At 71.9% G+C, this 17,870-nt stretch carries 17 protein-coding genes; 6 read left to right on the forward strand and 11 right to left on the reverse strand.

Going from position 1 to position 17,870, the window contains the following annotated elements:
* Positions 1-83: 83 nt before the first annotated feature.
* Both ACIBQ1_RS31705 and ACIBQ1_RS31710 read left to right on the forward strand, forming a co-directional pair.
* Entirely contained in the window at positions 84-1,196 is a 1,113-nt protein-coding gene (locus tag ACIBQ1_RS31705) for an ROK family protein (protein ID WP_397282962.1), read from the forward strand.
* Between the two features lie 23 nt (positions 1,197-1,219).
* Entirely contained in the window at positions 1,220-1,657 is a 438-nt protein-coding gene (locus ACIBQ1_RS31710; protein WP_397282963.1) for a GNAT family N-acetyltransferase, read from the forward strand.
* 51 nt (positions 1,658-1,708) lie between these two features.
* Here ACIBQ1_RS31710 and ACIBQ1_RS31715 read toward each other — a convergent pair whose 3' ends face one another.
* Together ACIBQ1_RS31715 and ACIBQ1_RS31720 are read right to left on the reverse strand one after the other, a co-directional pair.
* Positions 1,709-2,161 carry a VOC family protein gene (locus ACIBQ1_RS31715; RefSeq protein ID WP_397282964.1) on the reverse strand — a complete coding sequence of 151 codons (453 nt, stop codon included), beginning with the start codon at positions 2,159-2,161 and terminating at the stop codon, positions 1,709-1,711.
* An 89-nt stretch (positions 2,162-2,250) separates the two neighbouring features.
* Complete coding sequence (locus ACIBQ1_RS31720; RefSeq protein WP_397283011.1) at positions 2,251-3,261, reverse strand: LacI family DNA-binding transcriptional regulator; 1,011 nt, start codon at positions 3,259-3,261, stop codon at positions 2,251-2,253.
* A gap of 231 nt (positions 3,262-3,492) precedes the next feature.
* On the opposite strand from ACIBQ1_RS31720, the gene ACIBQ1_RS31725 reads away from it, so the two are divergent.
* Entirely contained in the window at positions 3,493-4,161 is a 669-nt protein-coding gene (locus ACIBQ1_RS31725) for a polysaccharide lyase family 7 protein (RefSeq protein WP_397282965.1), read from the forward strand.
* A 77-nt stretch (positions 4,162-4,238) separates the two neighbouring features.
* On the opposite strand, the gene ACIBQ1_RS31730 is transcribed toward ACIBQ1_RS31725, so the two are convergent.
* On the reverse strand, positions 4,239-6,572 hold the full coding sequence (locus tag ACIBQ1_RS31730; protein WP_397283012.1) for an FtsX-like permease family protein: 2,334 nt from the start codon (positions 6,570-6,572) through the stop codon (positions 4,239-4,241).
* Positions 6,572-7,303, reverse strand: a complete 732-nt coding sequence (locus tag ACIBQ1_RS31735; RefSeq protein WP_397282966.1) for an ABC transporter ATP-binding protein — start codon at positions 7,301-7,303, stop codon at positions 6,572-6,574. The genes ACIBQ1_RS31730 and ACIBQ1_RS31735 overlap by 1 nt, the downstream gene beginning before the upstream one ends.
* 90 nt (positions 7,304-7,393) lie before the next feature.
* On the opposite strand from ACIBQ1_RS31735, the gene ACIBQ1_RS31740 reads away from it, so the two are divergent.
* Positions 7,394-8,002, forward strand: a complete 609-nt coding sequence (locus tag ACIBQ1_RS31740) for a response regulator transcription factor (RefSeq protein ID WP_355378904.1) — start codon at positions 7,394-7,396, stop codon at positions 8,000-8,002.
* Positions 8,003-8,008: 6 nt separating this feature from the next.
* On the opposite strand, the gene ACIBQ1_RS31745 is transcribed toward ACIBQ1_RS31740, so the two are convergent.
* Positions 8,009-9,979, reverse strand: coding sequence for a histidine kinase (locus tag ACIBQ1_RS31745; RefSeq protein ID WP_397282967.1), 1,971 nt, complete (start codon positions 9,977-9,979; stop codon positions 8,009-8,011).
* 52 nt (positions 9,980-10,031) lie between these two features.
* Complete coding sequence (locus tag ACIBQ1_RS31750) at positions 10,032-11,045, reverse strand: hypothetical protein (protein ID WP_397282968.1); 1,014 nt, start codon at positions 11,043-11,045, stop codon at positions 10,032-10,034.
* 278 nt (positions 11,046-11,323) lie between these two features.
* On the opposite strand from ACIBQ1_RS31750, the gene ACIBQ1_RS31755 reads away from it, so the two are divergent.
* A complete protein-coding gene (locus tag ACIBQ1_RS31755; protein ID WP_397282969.1) occupies positions 11,324-13,237 on the forward strand; it encodes an amino acid transporter in 1,914 nt (637 codons plus the stop codon).
* Between the two features lie 3 nt (positions 13,238-13,240).
* On the opposite strand, the gene ACIBQ1_RS31760 is transcribed toward ACIBQ1_RS31755, so the two are convergent.
* Genes ACIBQ1_RS31760 through ACIBQ1_RS31770 form a run of 3 tightly spaced genes read right to left on the reverse strand, consistent with a single transcriptional unit; the run spans position 13,241 to position 14,870 of the window.
* Entirely contained in the window at positions 13,241-13,666 is a 426-nt protein-coding gene (locus tag ACIBQ1_RS31760) for a hypothetical protein (protein WP_397282970.1), read from the reverse strand.
* Between the two features lie 2 nt (positions 13,667-13,668).
* Entirely contained in the window at positions 13,669-14,565 is an 897-nt protein-coding gene (locus ACIBQ1_RS31765) for a hypothetical protein (RefSeq protein WP_397282971.1), read from the reverse strand.
* Positions 14,562-14,870 carry a hypothetical protein gene (locus tag ACIBQ1_RS31770; protein ID WP_397282972.1) on the reverse strand — a complete coding sequence of 103 codons (309 nt, stop codon included), beginning with the start codon at positions 14,868-14,870 and terminating at the stop codon, positions 14,562-14,564. The genes ACIBQ1_RS31765 and ACIBQ1_RS31770 overlap by 4 nt, the downstream gene beginning before the upstream one ends.
* Positions 14,871-15,161: 291 nt before the next feature.
* Here ACIBQ1_RS31770 and lysA point away from each other — a divergent pair, with 291 nt between their 5' ends.
* A complete protein-coding gene (lysA, locus tag ACIBQ1_RS31775; protein WP_397282973.1) occupies positions 15,162-16,514 on the forward strand; it encodes a diaminopimelate decarboxylase in 1,353 nt (450 codons plus the stop codon).
* Positions 16,515-16,696: 182 nt separating this feature from the next.
* On the opposite strand, the gene ACIBQ1_RS31780 is transcribed toward lysA, so the two are convergent.
* Both ACIBQ1_RS31780 and ACIBQ1_RS31785 read right to left on the reverse strand, forming a co-directional pair.
* Complete coding sequence (locus tag ACIBQ1_RS31780) at positions 16,697-17,326, reverse strand: ArsR/SmtB family transcription factor (protein ID WP_397282974.1); 630 nt, start codon at positions 17,324-17,326, stop codon at positions 16,697-16,699.
* Positions 17,326-17,817, reverse strand: coding sequence for a cupin domain-containing protein (locus tag ACIBQ1_RS31785; RefSeq protein ID WP_397282975.1), 492 nt, complete (start codon positions 17,815-17,817; stop codon positions 17,326-17,328). The genes ACIBQ1_RS31780 and ACIBQ1_RS31785 overlap by 1 nt, the downstream gene beginning before the upstream one ends.
* Between the last annotated feature and the right edge of the window lie 53 nt (positions 17,818-17,870).

Raw genomic sequence — 17,870 nt, forward strand, 5'->3', positions numbered from 1 at the left:
GCGCCTCTCTGTTTAGTCCATAATCTGTACATAATCCTGAGGAGGCAGGCATGGTGGCGTCAAGAGGGGTCCGGCATGATTCCATGCGCGCCCGTAACCTGGCCGTAGTCCTGGGCGCCATCCACGGATCAGGACCTCACACCCGGGCCGCGCTCGCCGAGATGACGGGGCTCACCAAGACCACCGTGTCCAGCCTGGTGTCCGACCTGATCGAGGCGGGGGTGGCGGCCGAGGGCGGGGCCGTGCGGGGCGGCGAGCGGGGGCGGCCGGGCGTGGCGGTGAGCCTGAGCGGCCACCGGGTCGCCACGCTGGGCCTGGAGATCAACATCGACTACCTGGCCGCGTGCGTCGTCGATCTCACCCGGGCCGTGCGGCTGCGCCGTACGCGGCCGGCCGACAACCGCAACTCCGACCCCGTGGACATCCTCGGGAGCCTGCGCGACCTCGTGAAGGAGACGACGGCCGAGGCCGAGCGGGAAGGGCTGCGGATCATCGGCGCGGCCCTGGCCGTGCCCGGGACGGTCGAGGGCGAGGTGCTGCGCAGCGCGCCGCATCTGGGCTGGCGGGACGTACGCGTGCCGGACCTCGTCGACCTGCCCTTCGCCATCGACAACGAGGCGAACCTGGCGGCGCTCGGCGAGCTGTGGTTCGGCTCCCGGGAGACGGACTTCCTCTACGTGTCCGGCGAGATCGGCATCGGCGCCGGGCTCGTGGTGGGCGGCACCCTGTTCAGGGGGACGTTCGGGCTGGCGGGCGAGCTGGGCCACGTGGTCGTCGTGCCCGACGGGCCCGCGTGCAGGTGCGGCGGGCGGGGCTGCCTGGAGGTGTACGCCGGCCAGGACGCCCTGATCGGGGCGCTGCCCTCGGTGTCCGAGCTGGTCACGCGGCTGGAGTCGGGGGACCGCCGGGCGCTGGAGGCGTGCGGGCGGGCCGGGCACGCGCTCGGCGTGGCGCTCACCTCGGCCGTGCACCTGCTCGACCCGGGCCGGATCGTGCTGGGCGGGATCTACGCGCCGCTCTTCCCGTGGCTCGAAGGGCCGGTGGCGGAGGGGCTGGGCGCGCGGCTGGGCAACATGCGCGGCACGCCGCCCGCCCTCGTGGTCTCGGGCATCGGCGCGGACGCCGCCGTGCTGGGCGCGGCGGGGCTGATCATCCAGCAGGTCATCGCCGAGCCCGCCCAGGTGCTCGGCCTCTAAGGGGCGATCTCTAACATATCGGCATGCTGATCGAAGAGCGGTCCGCCGCGGACGACGAGCTGGCCGTGCTGCTCGACGCGGCGTTCGCGGAGCTGGTGGCGCGTTACGGGCCCGAGGGACGCTCGCAGGTCAAGGAGGGCGCCCGGTTCCTGGTGGCGTCGGTGGACGGCCGGGCCGTCGGCTGCGGCGCCGTGCAGCACGTGGACGACCTCACCGGGGAGCTCAAGCGGATGTTCGTGATGCCCGAGCATCGCGGGCGCGGCGTCGCCACGTCGATCCTGACCGCGCTGGAGGGGCTGGCCTGGGACCTGGGCTACCGGCGGCTGCGGCTGGCGACCGGGCTGCGGCAGCCCGAGGCCATCGCGCTGTACGAGCGGTGCGGGTACCGGCCGATCGAGCCGTACGGGAAGTACGTGGACGCCCCGCTGACCCGCTGCTACGAGAAGCCGCTGGCCCGGTAGGGCGTTCCCCGACCGGCGGGGGCGGGCCGGGGCGGCCCGCCCGTCGTCGCCTCAGCCGTCGGCGGCGTCCTCCAGGCCCCGGACGTCGATCTTCCGCATGCCCAGCATGGCCTTCATGGCCCGCTGCGCCCGCTCCGGATCGGGGTCGCCGAGCAGCTCCTGGAGCCGGGTCGGGATGATCTGCCAGGACAGGCCGTACCTGTCCTTCAGCCAGCCGCACTGCGACTCCTCGCCGCCCTCGGTGAGCTTCGCCCACAGCTCGTCGACCTCCTCCTGCGAGTCGCAGTCGACGTAGAGCGAGACGGCCTCGGTGAACTTGAACTCCGGGCCGCCGTTCAGGGCGATGAACCGCTGCCCGGCCAGCTCGAACGTCACCACCATGGCCGTCCCTGCGGGCCCCGGCGTGACGTCGAGGACGCGCGAGTCCTTGAAGAGCGAGATGTAGAACTCGGCGGCCTCCTCGGCCTGGCCGTCGAACCAGAGGAACGTGGTGATCTTCTGCATGGCGTTTCCTTCCTGCGAGGTCTTCACCAACGCGTCGAACTCCCCCGAGCCGGATCGACAAACCAGACGTCGAGTTTTCTCTTTTTTTCTCACCCGTCGCCGGCGGGTCGGGGACCGCCTCCCGGCGGCGCGGTGCTCTCGCGGACCACCAGGCTGGTCGCCAGCTCGACCCGCGGCGTCTCCGGCTCCTGGCCGTTGATGAGCTGGATCAGCATGCGGGCGGCCATGCCCGCCATGTTCGCCAGGGGCTGGCGCACGGTGGTGAGCGTGGGGGCGATCCACTGGGCGAAGGACAGGTCGTCGAACCCGACCACGCTCAGGTCCTCCGGCACGCTCAGGCCGTGTATCCGGGCCGCCCGGTACGTCGCCAGGGCCTGAATGTCGTTGCCCGCGAAGACGGCCGTGGGGCGGTCGGGCAGGTCCAGCAGTTCGAGGGCGTGGTGGTAGGCCGGCTCGTGGCTGTAGTCGCCGTGCCGGATCAGGGCGGGGTCGACCTCGATGCCCACCTGGTCGAGCGCGGCGCGGTAGCCGTCGAGCCGGGCCCGCGAGGTCAGCCGGTGGGCGGGGCCGGTGATCATCGCGATCCGCCGGTGGCCGAGCTCGATCAGGTGCCTGGTCGCGGTGAAGCCGCCGTTCCAGCTGGTCGAGCCGACCGACGGGACGTCGGGGCCCTCGTCCACCGACGGCTGCACCACCACGAACGGGATGCCCAGCCGCCGCAGCTCACGCTCCTGGTCGGCCGAGAGCTCGGAGATGACCAGGATCGCGCCGAGCGAGCCGCGCATGGCGAGGTCGTCGAGCCACTGGCGGGCCAGGTTGCTCCGCTTGTGCACGGCCGAGACGACCAGGCCCATGCCCTCGGCCTGCAGCGCCTCCTCGGCGCCGCGGATCAGCTCCACCGCCCAGGGGTTGTCGAGCTCGTTGATGACGAACTCGATCAGGCCGCCGGGGCGCTCGTAGCGGCCGGGCAGCGTGTAGCCGTGCTGGCCGAGCAGCCGCTGGACCTTGCCCCTGGTCTTCGCGGAGACATCCGACCTCCCGTGCAGCACCTTCGACACGGTCGAGACCGAGACCCCGGCCTGCGCCGCGATGTCGGCCATCGTGCTCCGCCGCTCCACCGTGATGTCTTCCACTGTTCCACATCCTCCCGCCCCCTAAGTCTGCCGTCTTGACCGAGCTCTTGACGACATCGGACGTTTCGCCTACGTTTCCGGCAGATTGATGTTTCGCAAGGTTTCGCAACATCGGTGCGGCTGGTCTCCTACGCGGTCGGCGGCACCCGCGGCCACGCCCACTCCGCCGTACTCCGGCTCCACATCTAGGAGGAATCCATGGATCACGCACCCAGCCGTCGCGCGGTGCTCGGCGGCACGATGGCCGGTCTCGCCGTCCCGCTCCTCGGCGGCGCGCCGGCGGCCCAGGCCGCAGCCCTGGCGGGCCCCATCGGCTCCGGCTGGACGGAGATCTCCCCCAGCTACTCCGTCCACCAGCCGCCTGGCAGGACCCGCCACACGTACGACGCCGCCACCGGCGAGCACCACTTCTGGGTGTACGACACCGACCCCAGCAGCTTCCCCGGCCAGGACTCGGGCCCGCGCAGCGAGCTGCGCTACCACAACGACTACACCTCGGGCGACGCGCAGTTCGAGTGCGACATGAAGATCGGGGCGGGCGCCCATCGGATGTGCGTCATGCAGGTCTTCGGCGGCGCGACGTCCGCGACGGCGTTCATGACGCTGGCCATGAACACCGACAGCATCAACTACTACGACTCCACGACCCAGATCTACACCCCGGTGTACGACAGGTACATCCGGCTCAACGTCGTCCACGAGACCGGCATCGGCAAGATCCACGTCTTCGTGAACCGCCAGTACCGGATCAGCTTCAACGACCGCGGGGACGCCACCCACTACTTCAAGTGCGGCCTCTACGGCCGGGAGGGCATGTCGGCGCGCAGCGACAACTACATCAAGAACATCCACATCTATCGCAAGTGACCGAGACCGGGCCCGCCCCGTTCCCGGGGGCGGGCCGCCTCGTCAGAGTGTCGATCACGGAGTCGGCCCGGCGCGCCTCACTCGCGCGCTCCAAGCGTGTCCGCCGGGCGGGAGCCCAGCGCGAACCTGCCCGGGACGGCCGTGGCCGCCAGCGCCAGGGCCGTTACGGCGGCGATCACCCCGAGGTACGTGGCCGGCGGCACGTACGGCAGCGCCGACCCCGTCATCCCCGTGCTGAAGGCGGCCAGCGTGATCAGCGAGATCGCCGTCCCGAGCGCCACCGCGACGATCGTCGCCGTCAGCGTCTCCGCGCGCAGCATCCGCGCGGCCTGCCGCCGTGTCGTGCCGACCACCCGCAGCAGGGCGAGCTCCCTGGACCTGGCCAGGGTGGACATGGCCAGGGTGTTGACCACGGCGATCGCGCAGAAGGCGATGATCAGGCCCATGGCGACGTACGTGACCGCCGCGTTGGGGTTTTCCACCTGCGCCGTCCCGGCCCCGTCGAGCATCGTCACGCCGGGCGTGCGCCGGAGCGCTTCGCGGTCCCCGCCGGAGACCAGGACGGCGCCCCGCGGGTCGTCGACGTGGCCCGCGACGAGCCCCCGGGAAAGGGTCAGGTCGCCGAAGCCGAGGCCGCGGGCGTAGATCGCCACGACCCGCACCTCGGCGGGGGTGCCGTCGCCGAGCACCAGGCTGAGCCGGTCCCCCAGGCCGGCGTCCAGGCGTTCGGCGGCGGTGCGGCTGATCGCCGCCGAGGCGTCGCCGAGCCCGTCCAGCGAGCCCGCCACCACGCCCAGATCCATCGTCCGGTCCAGGCCCTCGGGCGTGACGGCCTGGACGGCGTACTTCTCCAGATCGATCCTGACCGAGGTGCGCAGCACCTCCGTGACGGCCCGCACGCCGGGTACCCGGCGCGCGGCGGCGGCAGCGGAGCCGGGCCCGAGCACGTGGTCGGCCCTGACGCCCGCGCTCAGCTCGTTCTGCGCGGCGTGTCCCATCGTGGTCTGCACGAACAGGATCGTGCAGGTCATCGCCGTCATCAGGGTCAACGGCGCGATCACCGAGGCCAGCCGGCCGGTGCCGGCGCGCAGGCTCTTCCGCGCGAGGTAGCCGGCCACACCGGGCGCGCGCAGCGGCAGCGCCGCCACCGCCCGCGCGACCAGCGGCCCGAGCAGGGCGACCGCGATCGTCCACACCAGCGCGGTCAGCATGGTGACGGGGCTGGAGGCCGCCTCCGTGTTCAGGCCGGACAGCACGATCGTCAGGGCCACGCCGCCGGCGAGGGCGAGCAGGCCCGCGACCAGCCGCAGCGGCGGGATCCCGGCGGCCGGCATCGCCGCCTCTCCCAGCGCCTCGACCGGCCTGATCCGCGCGGTACGGCGGGCGGAGACGCGCGCCGCCACCCACGCGGCCACCAGCGTGGTCACGACCGCGACGACCGGAGGGAACGGGCTGACCACCAGCCGCAGGTTCGCGGGCATGGCGCCCAGGTCGACGAACCTGGAGCGCAGCCAGAGCCCGAGCAGGACCCCGGCCCCGGAGCCGAGCGCCCCGGCGACCGCGCCGATGAGCAGGGCCTCGCCGCCGACCAGCCGCCTGACCTGCCGCGGCATGGCGCCGACGGCCCGCAGCAGGGCGATCTCACGCCGGCGCTGCTGCATGGACAGGGCGAACGTGCCCACCACGACGAGGATCGCCACCAGCAGCGAGGTGCCGCCGAGCGCGCCGCCCAGGCTGATCAGCTTGACCCTGGCGTTCTCCGCCCCGGGGAACTCGATCGCGCCGCGCTCGTCGCCGGTGTAGGCCACGGCGCCCTTGACGGCGATCCCGACCCGGGGCCAGACGCCGATCGCCGTCACCAGACCGTCGCGTCCGGCCAGGCGGCGGGCCTCGGCGGTGGTGAAGAAGATCGTGTCCTGGCCGGGCAGCGCCTGCGCGGTGACCCCCACCACGCGGTGGCCGGGGACCGCCCGGCCGGCGTGGCGGGCGTCCACGACCACCTCGTCGGCGGCCCTGGGAGCGCGCCCCTCGGCGAGCGTGAACGGGGTCAGCGCGGCCGACTCCCAGCCGTGGGCGGTGAACCCGGCGTAGGGGAAGGTCACCTCGGTGACCACCTTCGTCACGCCGGGCACGCGGGCGAGGTCCCGCGCCAGGGCGGCCGGGATCCACCTGCGCTCGGACAGGAGCTTGGCCTTCTCCTTGCCGCTCTCCTTGGACTGCCGGACATACTGGTCGCCCGCCACGATCACGGGGGCGCCGGCGTACCGCTCGGGCGCGACCCCGCCGCGCAGGCCCGTCTCCAGCAGCATCCCGCACGCCGTCACCAGCGCCGCCGCGCACAGCAGGGCCACGAACGCGCCGGCGAATCCGGCCTTGCGGTGGCGGAGCATCCGCAACGCGAAGGAGATCATCAGTTCCACGCCCCCAGCCCGGTCATGCGCCCGGCCACCTTCTCGGCGGTGGGAGCCGTCATCGAGTCCACGATCCGGCCGTCGGCCAGGAACAGCACGGTGTCGGCGTACGAGGCGGCCACCGGGTCGTGGGTGACCATCACCACGGTCTGGCCGAGCCCGGAGACCACCTCCCGCAGGAGGGTCAGTACGTCGCGGGCCGTCATCGTGTCCAGCGCGCCGGTCGGCTCGTCGCCGAACACCACCTCCGGCCTGGTCACCAGCGCCCTGGCGATGGCCACGCGCTGCTGCTGGCCGCCCGAGAGCTCGGCCGGGCGGTGGCCGGCACGGCCGTCGAGGCCCACCCTGCGTACGACCTCCCGCAGCCAGCCCTGGTCGATCCGGGCTCCGGCCAGCATGAGCGGCAACGTGATGTTCTCCGTCACGGTCAGCGCGGAGACCAGGTTGAAGGCCTGGAACACGAAGCCGACGCGCTGCTGCCGGAGCTCGGTCAGCGCGTTCTCGTCCATGCCCGCCAGATCGGTGCCGCCCAGCCGTACCGATCCCGAGCTGGGGACGTCGAGCCCGGCCGCACAGTGCAGGAACGTGCTCTTGCCCGAGCCCGAGGGGCCCATGACGGCGGTGAAGGTGCCGCGGGGGATGCCGATCGACACCTCGCGCAGGGCCGCCACCGCGCTCCGGCCCCTGCCGTACACCTTGCTCACCGCGTCCAACCGCACTGCCTCTGTCATGCCTCAAGCCTGCTGATCTGCGCTTTCAGCCACCAGAGAGCCGGTCACGACCCCGCCATGACCTCATCATGATCCGGACATAATGGTCAGGTGATCCGCATTCTCCTGGCCGAAGACCAGCACGTCATCAGGGAAGCGCTCGTGACCCTGATCAGCATCGAGCCCGACATCGAGGTCGTCCAGGCGGTCGAGTCCGGGGACGCGGTGGTCGCCGCCGCCCTGGTCCACCGGCCGGACGTGGCCGTTCTGGACGTCGACATGCCCGGCGCGATCGACGGCCTCGACGCCGCCGGCGAGCTGCGCGCGAAGCTGCCGGGCACCCGCACGCTCATGCTCACCGGCCACGGCAAGCCGGGCCACCTCCGGCGCGCGCTCGCCTCCCAGGTGGACGGCTTCATCCTGAAGACCGCCTCGCCGGAGGAGCTGACGGGCGCGATCAGGAAGGTCGCGCGGGGCGAACGCGTCCTCGACCCCTCGCTCGCCCTCACCGCGTGGAACCTGGCCGACAACCCGCTCACCCCGCGCGAGGCCGACGTCCTGCGGCTGGTCGCGGAGGGGGCGGAGGCGACGGAGATCGCGGGCCGGCTCTTCCTGAGCGCGGGGACCGTCCGCAACTACATCACCGCGATCGTCACCAAGCTCAACGCCCGCAACCGCACCGACGCCGTACGCATCGCCACCGAGGCGGGCTGGATCTAGACCGATCTAGACCGGGACCGTAGCCGTCAGCTCGAAGCAGCCGTCCTCCTGGGACACGGCCAGCCGCCCGTCGAGCGCCGTCAGCCGGGTGGTGAGGTTGCCGATCCCGGCCGAGCCGCGGCGGCCCTCCGTGGCGCGTGCCCCGTCGTTGCGCACGCTCAGCCGTACGACGCCGTCGCGTACGGAGGTCTCGATCGTGCACCGGCGGGCCGAGCTGTGCCGCAGGACGTTGGTGACGGCCTCCCTGAGCACGATGCCGAGCGTGGTGTCGGCCTCCCCGCCGAGGGCGTCGTGGCCCAGGTCGACCCGGACGTCGATGCCCGCGGTCGCCAGCAGCGAACGGGCCGACTCCGCCTCGCCGGCCAGGGACAGCTCCCGGTGCCCGCCCGACACCGTTCGCAGGTCCTCCGTCGCCTGCTCGGTCATCGACAGGACGTCGTCGAGCTCCTTCCGCGCCCGCTCGGGGTCGAGGCGGCGGGCCAGCTCGCACTTGAGCAGGATCGCGGCCAGAGTGTGCCCGAGGAGGTCGTGCAGGTCGCGGGCGGCCCGCAGCCGTTCCTCGACGACGGCCGCGCGGGCGGGGCCGTCCCTCGACTCGTGCAGCTCCCTGGCCAGCTGGGCGAGTTTGAGCAGGCCGTACACGACCAGGCCGGTGACGACCGTGCTGATCGCGTAGTTCACGGTCAGCGGGAGCGGCAGGCCGAGCAGCACGGCGGCGGCGGCGACCACCGCGACGATGGCCGCCACCAGCGGCAGTGCCACCGCCCACGGGAAGGCCAGCAGGATCGGCCCCGCCAGGAACCCCGCCACTCCCAGCCAGGACTGCCCGAACAGCGGGATCGGCGCGAACGTCAGCACCGCCATGATCGACAGCGCCACCGGGTGCCGCCCCTCGACCGATCGGAGCTGCATGAAGACGATGACGGCCAGCGGGGCCGCCGGCCAGAGCGAGCCGGCCACCAGCAGCGCCTTGGCCGAGAAGCCCACCAGCACGGTCGCCAGCAACACCATCGGCAGCACGCTGCCGCCCCAGGAGGTGTCGTGGACGGGCTCGGTGACCGCGGTGGGCAGCCTCGCCTCCACGGTCACCAGGGCGTCGTCGGTGAGCCCGACGGTGAGCGTGCCGCCCGCCGCCTCGACCTGGGCCGGCAGGTCGCCGAGGCTCTCGTCGCCGGCCGTGCGCGCGCCGTCATGGGAGACGCGCAGCCGTACCGTGCCCGCCTCCGTGACGGTCTCGATGCGGCAGGTGGTGGCCGTGCGCCGCCGTACGATCTCCGTCACGGCCTCCCGGAGCACCGCCGCCAGGAGCGCTCCCGCGGGGCCCAGCGGCTCGGCGTGCCCCACCCGTACGTCCACGGTGACGCCCGCGGCGGTCAGCATGGCCTTGGCGGTGGACATCTCGGGAGCCAGGGACATGGCCCGGTAGCTCGCCGCCGCGGCCCTGGCCTCGGCCAGCGAGCGGCGGGCGGTCTCCACGTCGGGACTGCCGCTCCGAGCGCCGTCGGCGATCGTGGCCAGCGCCCTGCCCAGGCCCGCGCTCAGCTCGGCGGCGATGCGCAGCCGCTCCTCGGCCGCCGCCGTCACCGCCAGCGCGAGCCTGGCCGCGTTCACCTCGTCGATCCGGTCGATCATCCTGGTCAGGCCGTAGACGACCAGGGAGATCAGCACCATGCTGATCACCGGGTCGATCGGGCCGAGCAGGGCGGCGCTCGCCACCACCGCCAGGGCGAGCGGCCACAGCCGGGTCAGCAGCAACGACCCGCCGACGAAGCCGAGCACGCCGACGGAGGAGCCGGACAGCAGGACGGACCCGTACGCCAGAGCGGCCTGGAGGAGGACCAGCCACCACGACCGCCACCGGACGAAGGCGACCTGCGCGCCGAACACGGCCAGTGCCAGGGGCGACCCCGCCACCACATAGACGCTCACGAAGCCGGCGAACACCACGCCAACGATCAGCTTCCCCCGCGTGTGCACCCGTGCAGCCTAGGAGACGCCCTTTCGCCGCCGGGCGCCGGGATCCTCCGGTTCAGGCGGCGGCGGGAACGCGCCGCCGTCCGCCGAGCCCGGCCGACGGCGCGCGCCGCCGGGCGGAGACGGCGAGGATCGTGGTCGCGCACGCCGCCACCAGCCCGGCGAGAGCGGCGGCGGCCCCGAGCGTCAGCGCGTCGGGGTGGACGAGGGCCTGACCGCGCTGTGCCTGCCACAGCACCAGCCAGGTGAGCCCGGCGTACCCGAACGCGGCGACGATCACCAGGGCGGTACGGGTGCCGGCGCCCGCGAGGACCGGGAAGCGCCGGGCGAGCAGGCGCAGGCCGATCGCGACCAGCGGGAGCACCTGCAGGGCGTGCAGGCCGACGAAGTGCGCCACCCGCAGGTCGCCCGCGCCCGTCTCCCATCCGGTGACCGGCAGGCCGGGGCCGCCGTCGGGCGCCCCGACGCTGTGCGCGCCGATCGTGGTCAGGCTCAGACCCTTGGTCAGTCCCTCCACCTGGCCGGGGGTGGGGGCGGTCATCAGGTAACCGATGGACATGCCGGCGAGCGAGACGGCCAGACCGAGCGGGATCGCCCACGCCATCGCGCGGTCCACCCGGCGCTGCGCGATCAGGAGGACGCCGGTCGCGAAGGTCAGCAGCCAGCCCAGGTACGCGGCGCCGCCCATGATCATGAACACCGTCTCGTCCAGCCCGGTGGCGAAGTTGAAGTGGCTGGGGACGCCCCGGGCCGCCTGGAAGGTGATGGCCGTGATCTCCGGGAGGAGGAAGCCGCCCACGGTCACCGTGCCCAGCCACCACAGCGTCCGCCGCCACCGCCGGGCCTGACCGAGCATCCAGGCCAGCGTGAGCGCGTACAGTCCGAGGGAGATCGCGAACTTGAACGGCTTGAGCCACACCCCCTGGCCCATCAGCGTCCGCCCGTCCACCACGAGCCCTATCGCGCAGACGACGGCCAGCACCGCCATCGCCGCCGCGCAGTAGCTGAGCGGACCGTGCCACGGGGACGTGGCCTTCCGAACGTCCCGGCGCTGGAGCAGGGCACCCATGATGTCTCCTTCACATCGACTGAGTGCAACTCTGCTGGTCAGCGGCCTCCCCAACCAGAGACGCGATCACCGGTTCGGCATGACCTCATCACAAATCGGGCATCTTCCCAGAAATCGGCCGTTATGGTCGGGCCGATAGTGAGAAGGGGCAGCCGAGACTGTACCGGTCAGTCTCGGATTTATACGTTTTCTTGACGCCCTGACCAGGCTAATCACCTCTTTGGCCTGGATAGTGTGCGATGCATCTTTATGCGGCCATTGCGGAGGGGTTGACCGTTATGGTGCTGGCGAAAAAGCCGGCCCCCACGGAAGGGACGCTGCGTTCCTGGTTGCTGGAGGGCTTGCAGACCGACAGGAAGCAGATCCAGCACGGCCCCCGCGTGAAGCACTCGTGGTGGCGGGTGATGTGCCTGACCGGCGTGGACTACTTCTCCACGCTGGGCTACCAGCCGGGCATCGCGGCGCTGGCGGCCGGGCTGCTCTCGCCGCTGGCCACGTTGTTCCTGGTGGCGCTGACGCTGCTGGGGGCGCTGCCGGTCTACCGCAGGGTCGCGGTCGAGAGCCCGTACGGGCAGGGCTCGATCGCGATGCTGGAGAAGCTGGCGCCGCAGTGGTGGGGCAAGTTCTTCGTGCTGGCCCTGCTCGGCTTCGCGGCCACCGACTTCGTGATCACGATGACGCTGTCGGCGGCGGACGCGACCGCGCACATCCTGGAGAACCCGTTCGTGCCGGACTTCCTGGCCGGACAGCGGGTCATCGTCACGCTGGTGCTGCTCGCCCTGCTCGGCGGCGTGTTCCTGATGGGCTTCACCGAGGCCATCGGCATCGCCGTGGTGCTCGTCTTCGTCTATCTGGTCCTGAACGCGGTCGTGGTCTCGACGGCCATCGTGCACGTGCTGGAGGCCCCTCAGGTCGTGGTGGACTGGCAGCGCGCGCTGAGCCTGGACTTCTCCAGCCCGCTGGTCATGATCGGGTTGTCGCTGCTGGTCATGCCGAAGCTGGCGCTGGGCATGTCCGGGTTCGAGACCGGCGTCGCCGTGATGCCGGTGGTCAAGGGCGACATAGAGCAACGGGTGAAGGGCACCCGCAGGTTGCTGACCACCGCGGCGTTGATCATGAGCGTCTTCCTGATCTTCTCCAGCTTCGTCACCACCGTGCTCATCCCGCACCAGGAGTTCGAGGAGGGCGGCAAGGCGAACGGCCGGGCCCTGGCCTACCTGGCGCACGAATATCTGGGCAACTGGTTCGGCACCGCCTATGACATCTCCACGATCGCGATCCTGTGGTTCGCCGGGGCCTCGGCGATGGCCGGGCTGATCAACCTGGTACCGCGCTACCTGCCCCGCTATGGCATGGCGCCGGAGTGGACGGGGGCGATCCGGCCGCTGGTGCTGGTGTTCTCGGCCATCGCGTTCGCCATCACGATCATCTTCGACGCCGACGTGGACGCCCAGGGCGGCGCGTACGCCACCGGCGTGCTCGTGCTCATGCTCTCGGCCGCGGTCGCGGTGACGCTGTCGGCCGGGAAGCTGGGCCAGCGCAAGGCCATGGCCGGGTTCGCGACCATCTCGGCCGTCCTGACGTACACCTTGGTGGACAACGTCATCGAGCGGCCGGACGGCGTCAAGATCGCCTCGTTCTTCGTCACGAGCATCGTCGGCCTCTCGCTGATCTCCCGCGCCACCCGCTCCACCGAGCTGCGGGTCACCGCGGTGCACCTGGACCCGCTGGCCGAGCAGTTCGTCAACGAGGCGGCGTGCGGCGAGATCCACGTGATCGCCAACGAGCCGCACCAGCGGGACCAGGCCGAGTACAACGACAAGTCGCGCGAGGCGTGGCTCACCCACCGGCTGCGTCCCGCGGAGCCGGTGCTGTTCGTGGAGGCGACGGTGCCGGACGCCTCGGAGTTCGAGACCGAGCTGCGCGTCAAGGGCGAGGAGCGGTTCGGGCACAAGATCCTTTGCGTCGAGACCTCCGCGGTGCCGAACGCGCTGGCCGCGCTGCTGCTCCACCTGCGCGACCGGACCGGCTCCGTGCCGCACATCTACTTCCACTGGACCGAGGGCAACCCGGTCGTGGCGATGCTGCGGTACCTGGTCTTCGGCGGCGGCGACGTGCCGCCGCTGACCAGGGAGGTGCTGCGCCAGGCCGAGCCGGACCCGGAGCGCCGGCCGCGCGTCCACGTGGGCTGATGGTCAGGGGCGTAGCAGGGCGCGTACCCGGTCGATGGCCGCGCCGGCGCGCTCCAGGTTCTCCTGGAGCGTGCCGGTGGCCGTGCGGAGCCGCTCGGCGGCGAGCTGCCCGTCGGCGAGGAGGCCCGCGCCAAGAAGCTCTTCGGCAGCCCCGCGCTCGTCGGCCTCGGCCCGCGCCCTGGCCTGGTGGATCAGGACGAGAACCGTCTCCGCCAGCTCCGCCGAGCCCATGCGCATGGCTCGCGGGTCGAGGTGGAGCCCCCGGACGCCTGAGACGCTGCCGTACTCGACGCTCACCCAGCCGTCCTTGGACTCGGCGCGCGCCACAGTCTCCGGGAGCTCGTGCAGGCGGCGCATCCGCTCGAAGAGGAAGTCGGCGTCGGCCGCCAGCCGCTCGGGGTCCAGGCCGAGTTCCTGTCCGAAGTCCATGATCACTCCCAGGGGAACGTGTATGAGCCGTCGGCGGCCTGCTCCGGTACGTACCGGCCGGTCACCGTCTGGCTGCCCGTCGTAATGTCGTTGACCGCCTTGGCGCCCGCCAGTTGCGGCAGGCCCGGCGGGAGCGGCGAGCCGGCCCGCGAGCTCTTCCACAGGCCCTCGCCGGGGAAGCGGCCGCCGAGCCCGTGGGCGGTCAGGTCGCGTTCGACCCGGTTGGCCGTGCCCCAGATGAGCATGGGGCCCTGGGCGAAGGTCGCCGCGGCCAGGTCGTTCAGGCCGCTGCGGTCGCCGCGGGCGGCCTCGACGCCGACGTCCACCGCCACGCTCGCGGCCAGCGCGGCGGCGCACCCGTGCAGCAGACCGTCCAACAGCGACTCCATCGCGCGGTAGCCCTCGTAGAGCTTGAGCAGGCACTGCGTGGCCAGGACCCTGGCCTCGGCCAGGCTGAGCGGGGTGACCGCGGCGAGCAGCACCCACGCCGCCACCGCGGCCATGGCACCCGCCACCAGGAACTGGAAGAGGATGAACGCCGCCAGCGCCGCCCCGACCGTGTAGAGGGTGAGCGCGGTGACCACCGCGCGGATCTCGATGCCGCGCAGGTCGGCCAGGTACGCGTCCATGCGGCGCTGGAAGGCCCGGCCGTCCTCGCTGCGCCAGCTCGTCGAGGCCACATCGGCGACGAGAGCCTGCACGTTCAGCCGAGCGGCCACCACGTCGTCGTGCACCGCGAGCCAGGTCTGCGCCCCGTCGAAGAACGACTGGGGATGGTACTGGTGGACGTACATCCTGCCGACGAACGGCCAGCCCGCCGGCACGCCCAGCGCCGACAGCGTCAGCGCCGCGCCCGTGCCCACCTCCAGGCTCCGGCGGGCCAGGACGACGAGGTTCATCTCCATCGGATGGAGCTCGCGACCTCGGCTGCCTGCCAGGTCGCGATCGAGGTGGTCATGCCGTCCTGGACGCGTACGGTGTCCTCGGCCCGGTGGCGCAGCTCCATCATGGTGAACGCCTCGACCTCGTTGTACGCCAGCGCCAACGAGTACGTGAACGACGTGAAGGCGGACTCGGCCACCGTGAGCGAGACCAGGCGCGGCAGCGCTTCGTCGAGCGGCTTGGCGGCCTCGGGCAGACGGGACCTGATCTCCCTGAGCCGGTCCCGCTCGATCTCTACCTCGTCTGTCCGGAATGTCGGCATGTGTAGAAGCCTGTCCGTCGGGAGATCAAGGCGGGGAGGTTCTGACGTAACGACTACGCGAACCTGACGGAACGCCTACGCGGATCCGGCAGGCCACTTCGCGATCTTGACGCCCTGGCGTCGCCCGGCGCTCAAGCCGATCGACGTCCTCCAACCGGACCGGTGGCGCGCCGGCCATCAACGTCGCGTCAGAATTCCGGGTTTGCGCGTGCTGATTGCGTATGAACAGACGATTTTCTCCGAAAACGCATCTAGCGTCCGGGTTGGTGTAGTTCTCGCAGGAGGAATCAGATGAGCCGGTTGTTCGTCCCCAGCCCGCGCGGGCCCGTCCACCTCGACGAGGTGGGGGAGGAGACGCGGTTCGAGCCCTGGTCGGCCACCACCGGTTTCCGGCCGGTGGCCTCCGTCGGAGGCGTGCCGCTCATGGACATCGTCGAGCGCTTCGGCACCCCCGCCTACGTGGTGGACGAGGCCGACGTACGCGGACGCTGCCGCGCCTGGCGCACGGCACTGCCCGACGCCGACATCCTGTACGCCGCCAAGGCGTTCCTGTGCCGGGCGATGGCCACCTGGATCCGGCAGGAAGGGCTCGGCCTGGACGTCTGCTCCGGCGGCGAGCTGGCCATCGCCCGGTCCGTCGGCTTCCCCGCCGAGCGCATCGTCTTCCACGGCAACGCCAAGACCCCGCACGAGCTGGCCGAGGCGGTCGAGCACGGGGTCGGACGCATCGTCGTCGACAACCTCGCCGAGATCCCCCGGCTCGCCATGCTGGTCCAGCCCGGGCGCCGGCAGAAGGTGCTGCTGCGGATCATCCCCGACGTCGAGGCGGGCGCGCACGCGGCGATCCGCACCGGCGGCCAGGACCAGAAGTTCGGCCTGTCCCTCGACTCGGGCGAAGCGGGCGCGGCGGTGGCCAGGGTGCTGCGCCAGCCGGAGTTGCGGTTGGTGGGCCTGCACTGCCACATCGGCTCCCAGATCCGCACGACCGAGCCGTACGAGCGGGCGGTCCGGATCATGGCCGAGCAGCTGGCCGCGATCCGTGACACGTACGGGATCGTGCTGCCCCAGCTGGACCTGGGCGGCGGCATGGGCATCGCCTACCTCGCCGCCGAGCAGGGCCTGACCCCCGACGCGTACGCCACGGCGGTCACCAAGGCCCTCCAGGAGCGCTGCGCGGCGCTGGACCTGCCGGTGCCCCGGCTGACCGTCGAGCCGGGCCGGTCGATCAGCGGCCCGGCCGGACTCACCCTGTACCGGGTCATCGCGGTCAAGCGCACCCTGACCCGTACATTTGTGGCCGTCGACGGCGGGATGAGCGACAACCCCCGCCCGTCCCTGTACGGAGCCCGCTACACCGCCCGCCTGATCGGCCGCCGCTCCGCCCGGATCGACCGCCGGGTCACCCTGGTCGGCCACCACTGCGAGGCGGGCGACGTCATCGCCGAGGACGTGCCGCTGCCCTCGGACATCAAGCCCGGCGACGTCATCGTGGTGCCCGCCACCGGCGCCTACCACCACTCCATGGCCTCCACGTACAACCTCACCGGCCGTCCGCCGGTCGTCGCGGTCGCCGACGGCGCGGCCCGGCTGGTGGTCCGCCGGGAGGAGATCGACGACCTGCTGCGCCGGGACGTGGGGCTCTGACCCGCATTTCCCCCTGACGCACCCCGAAGGGCAATTGGCCTTCGGAACCGAGGACCTGGCTGCGGCTGGCCGCGTGCACCGCCGTGGCGCTCGTGTGGCCATCTCCCGGATGGCCCGACGTCCTCCGGCTCGCCGAGCCGTCCGAGCGCGGTGATCGACTCCACCGCGCCCTCACCGCCGCCTCATCGGCCTCGCCAGCCGAGGTAACCGCCGTCGAGGGCGCGGGCCGCGTAGCCGTGCTCGCCCAGGACGCGTACGGCCTCCGAGGACACCGCGCAGTACGGCCCGCCGCAGTACGCCACGATCTCCATCTCCCTGGGCAGCTCGTCCAGGCGCTCGCGCAGCTCGGCCATGGGCAGCGAGATCGCCCCCGGCACGTGGCCGGCCGCGTAGTCGGCGGCCGGGCGCACGTCCACGACCAGGGTGCCGGGGTCGTCCAGGCGGGCGGCCAGCTCGTCGGCGGTCACCCCGTCGAGAGGATCGAGCCGGGCCCGTACGGCGTCACGCAGGTCGGCCAGCCGCTCCTGGCCGAACCCCCGCAACTGCGCCAGGAAGCTCGACACCCGCTCGTCCGCCAGCCGGTAGTAGACCCGCTGCCCCTCCTTCCTGCTGGTCACCAGGTGGACGGCGCGCAACTGCTGGAGCTGGGCGGAGGTGTTCTTGAGCGCCACCCCAGCCGCCTGGGCCAGCTCCTCGACCGTGTGCTCGCGCTGGCCGAGCACGTCCAGCAGGCGCAGCCGCACGGGGCTGGCCAGGGCCTTGCCGATGCGGGCCAGCTGCTGGTAGATCGGCTCCTCCGGGGACTCGGGCATCAGACCATGTACTGGTCGTGACGCAGGAACAGCTCCGTCCACTCCTCGGGACCGAGTTGGCGTCCGGTGTTCGAAATGTCGGCGAGCTCCTCGAAGTACGCCTCGCGGGGCGCGCCCGGGGTGAAGAGGATCAGCATCGAGGCGGGCTCGCCGGACTCGTTGCGGAAGGCGTGCACGCCGCCCTCGGGCACGAACAGGAAGTCGCCGGGCTTCCCCTCGGCCCACTTCTCGCCGTTGAAGAGCCGGATGGTGCCGGACAGCACGTAGAACGACTCGGTCATCGTGCGGTGGAAGTGCGCGCCGGGACCGGACGGGCGCGGGCCCATCTCCCACCGGTAAAGGCCGAACGCGCCGTTCGTCGAGCCGCCCGTGCCGAGGTAGTGCACCTGCGTGCCGCTGGCCATCGACAGGTCGGGCGGTGTGTCCGCCGTGCGCACGACACCACTGTGCGCGCCGGTCTCTGCCAGGTAGCGGGGCTCGGGGTAAGACATCTGTCTCCTTTGATGTTCTAAGGAATCTTAGAATAGCTCTTGAAGGAGAGCCG

Origin of the sequence: Nonomuraea sp. NPDC050153 (assembly GCF_044460125.1) — a bacterium.
Lineage (GTDB): Bacteria > Actinomycetota > Actinomycetes > Streptosporangiales > Streptosporangiaceae > Nonomuraea.

Excerpts from the sequence above, each read along its gene's own strand:
- ACIBQ1_RS31720 (WP_397283011.1), bottom strand. The coding sequence starts at position 3,261 with ATGGCCGACATCGCGGCGCAGGCCGGGGTCTCGGTCTCGACCGTGTCG.
- ACIBQ1_RS31715 (WP_397282964.1), bottom strand. The coding sequence starts at position 2,161 with ATGCAGAAGATCACCACGTTCCTCTGGTTCGACGGCCAGGCCGAGGAG.
- ACIBQ1_RS31785 (WP_397282975.1), bottom strand. The coding sequence starts at position 17,817 with ATGTCTTACCCCGAGCCCCGCTACCTGGCAGAGACCGGCGCGCACAGT.
- ACIBQ1_RS31710 (WP_397282963.1), top strand. The coding sequence starts at position 1,220 with ATGCTGATCGAAGAGCGGTCCGCCGCGGACGACGAGCTGGCCGTGCTG.
- ACIBQ1_RS31725 (WP_397282965.1), top strand. The coding sequence starts at position 3,493 with ATGGATCACGCACCCAGCCGTCGCGCGGTGCTCGGCGGCACGATGGCC.
- ACIBQ1_RS31705 (WP_397282962.1), top strand. The coding sequence starts at position 84 with ATGCGCGCCCGTAACCTGGCCGTAGTCCTGGGCGCCATCCACGGATCA.
- ACIBQ1_RS31735 (WP_397282966.1), bottom strand. The coding sequence starts at position 7,303 with ATGACAGAGGCAGTGCGGTTGGACGCGGTGAGCAAGGTGTACGGCAGG.
- ACIBQ1_RS31765 (WP_397282971.1), bottom strand. The coding sequence starts at position 14,565 with ATGAACCTCGTCGTCCTGGCCCGCCGGAGCCTGGAGGTGGGCACGGGC.
- ACIBQ1_RS31750 (WP_397282968.1), bottom strand. The coding sequence starts at position 11,045 with ATGGGTGCCCTGCTCCAGCGCCGGGACGTTCGGAAGGCCACGTCCCCG.
- ACIBQ1_RS31780 (WP_397282974.1), bottom strand. The coding sequence starts at position 17,326 with ATGCCCGAGTCCCCGGAGGAGCCGATCTACCAGCAGCTGGCCCGCATC.
- lysA (WP_397282973.1), top strand. The coding sequence starts at position 15,162 with ATGAGCCGGTTGTTCGTCCCCAGCCCGCGCGGGCCCGTCCACCTCGAC.
- ACIBQ1_RS31770 (WP_397282972.1), bottom strand. The coding sequence starts at position 14,870 with ATGCCGACATTCCGGACAGACGAGGTAGAGATCGAGCGGGACCGGCTC.
- ACIBQ1_RS31730 (WP_397283012.1), bottom strand. The coding sequence starts at position 6,572 with ATGATCTCCTTCGCGTTGCGGATGCTCCGCCACCGCAAGGCCGGATTC.
- ACIBQ1_RS31755 (WP_397282969.1), top strand. The coding sequence starts at position 11,324 with ATGGTGCTGGCGAAAAAGCCGGCCCCCACGGAAGGGACGCTGCGTTCC.
- ACIBQ1_RS31760 (WP_397282970.1), bottom strand. The coding sequence starts at position 13,666 with ATGGACTTCGGACAGGAACTCGGCCTGGACCCCGAGCGGCTGGCGGCC.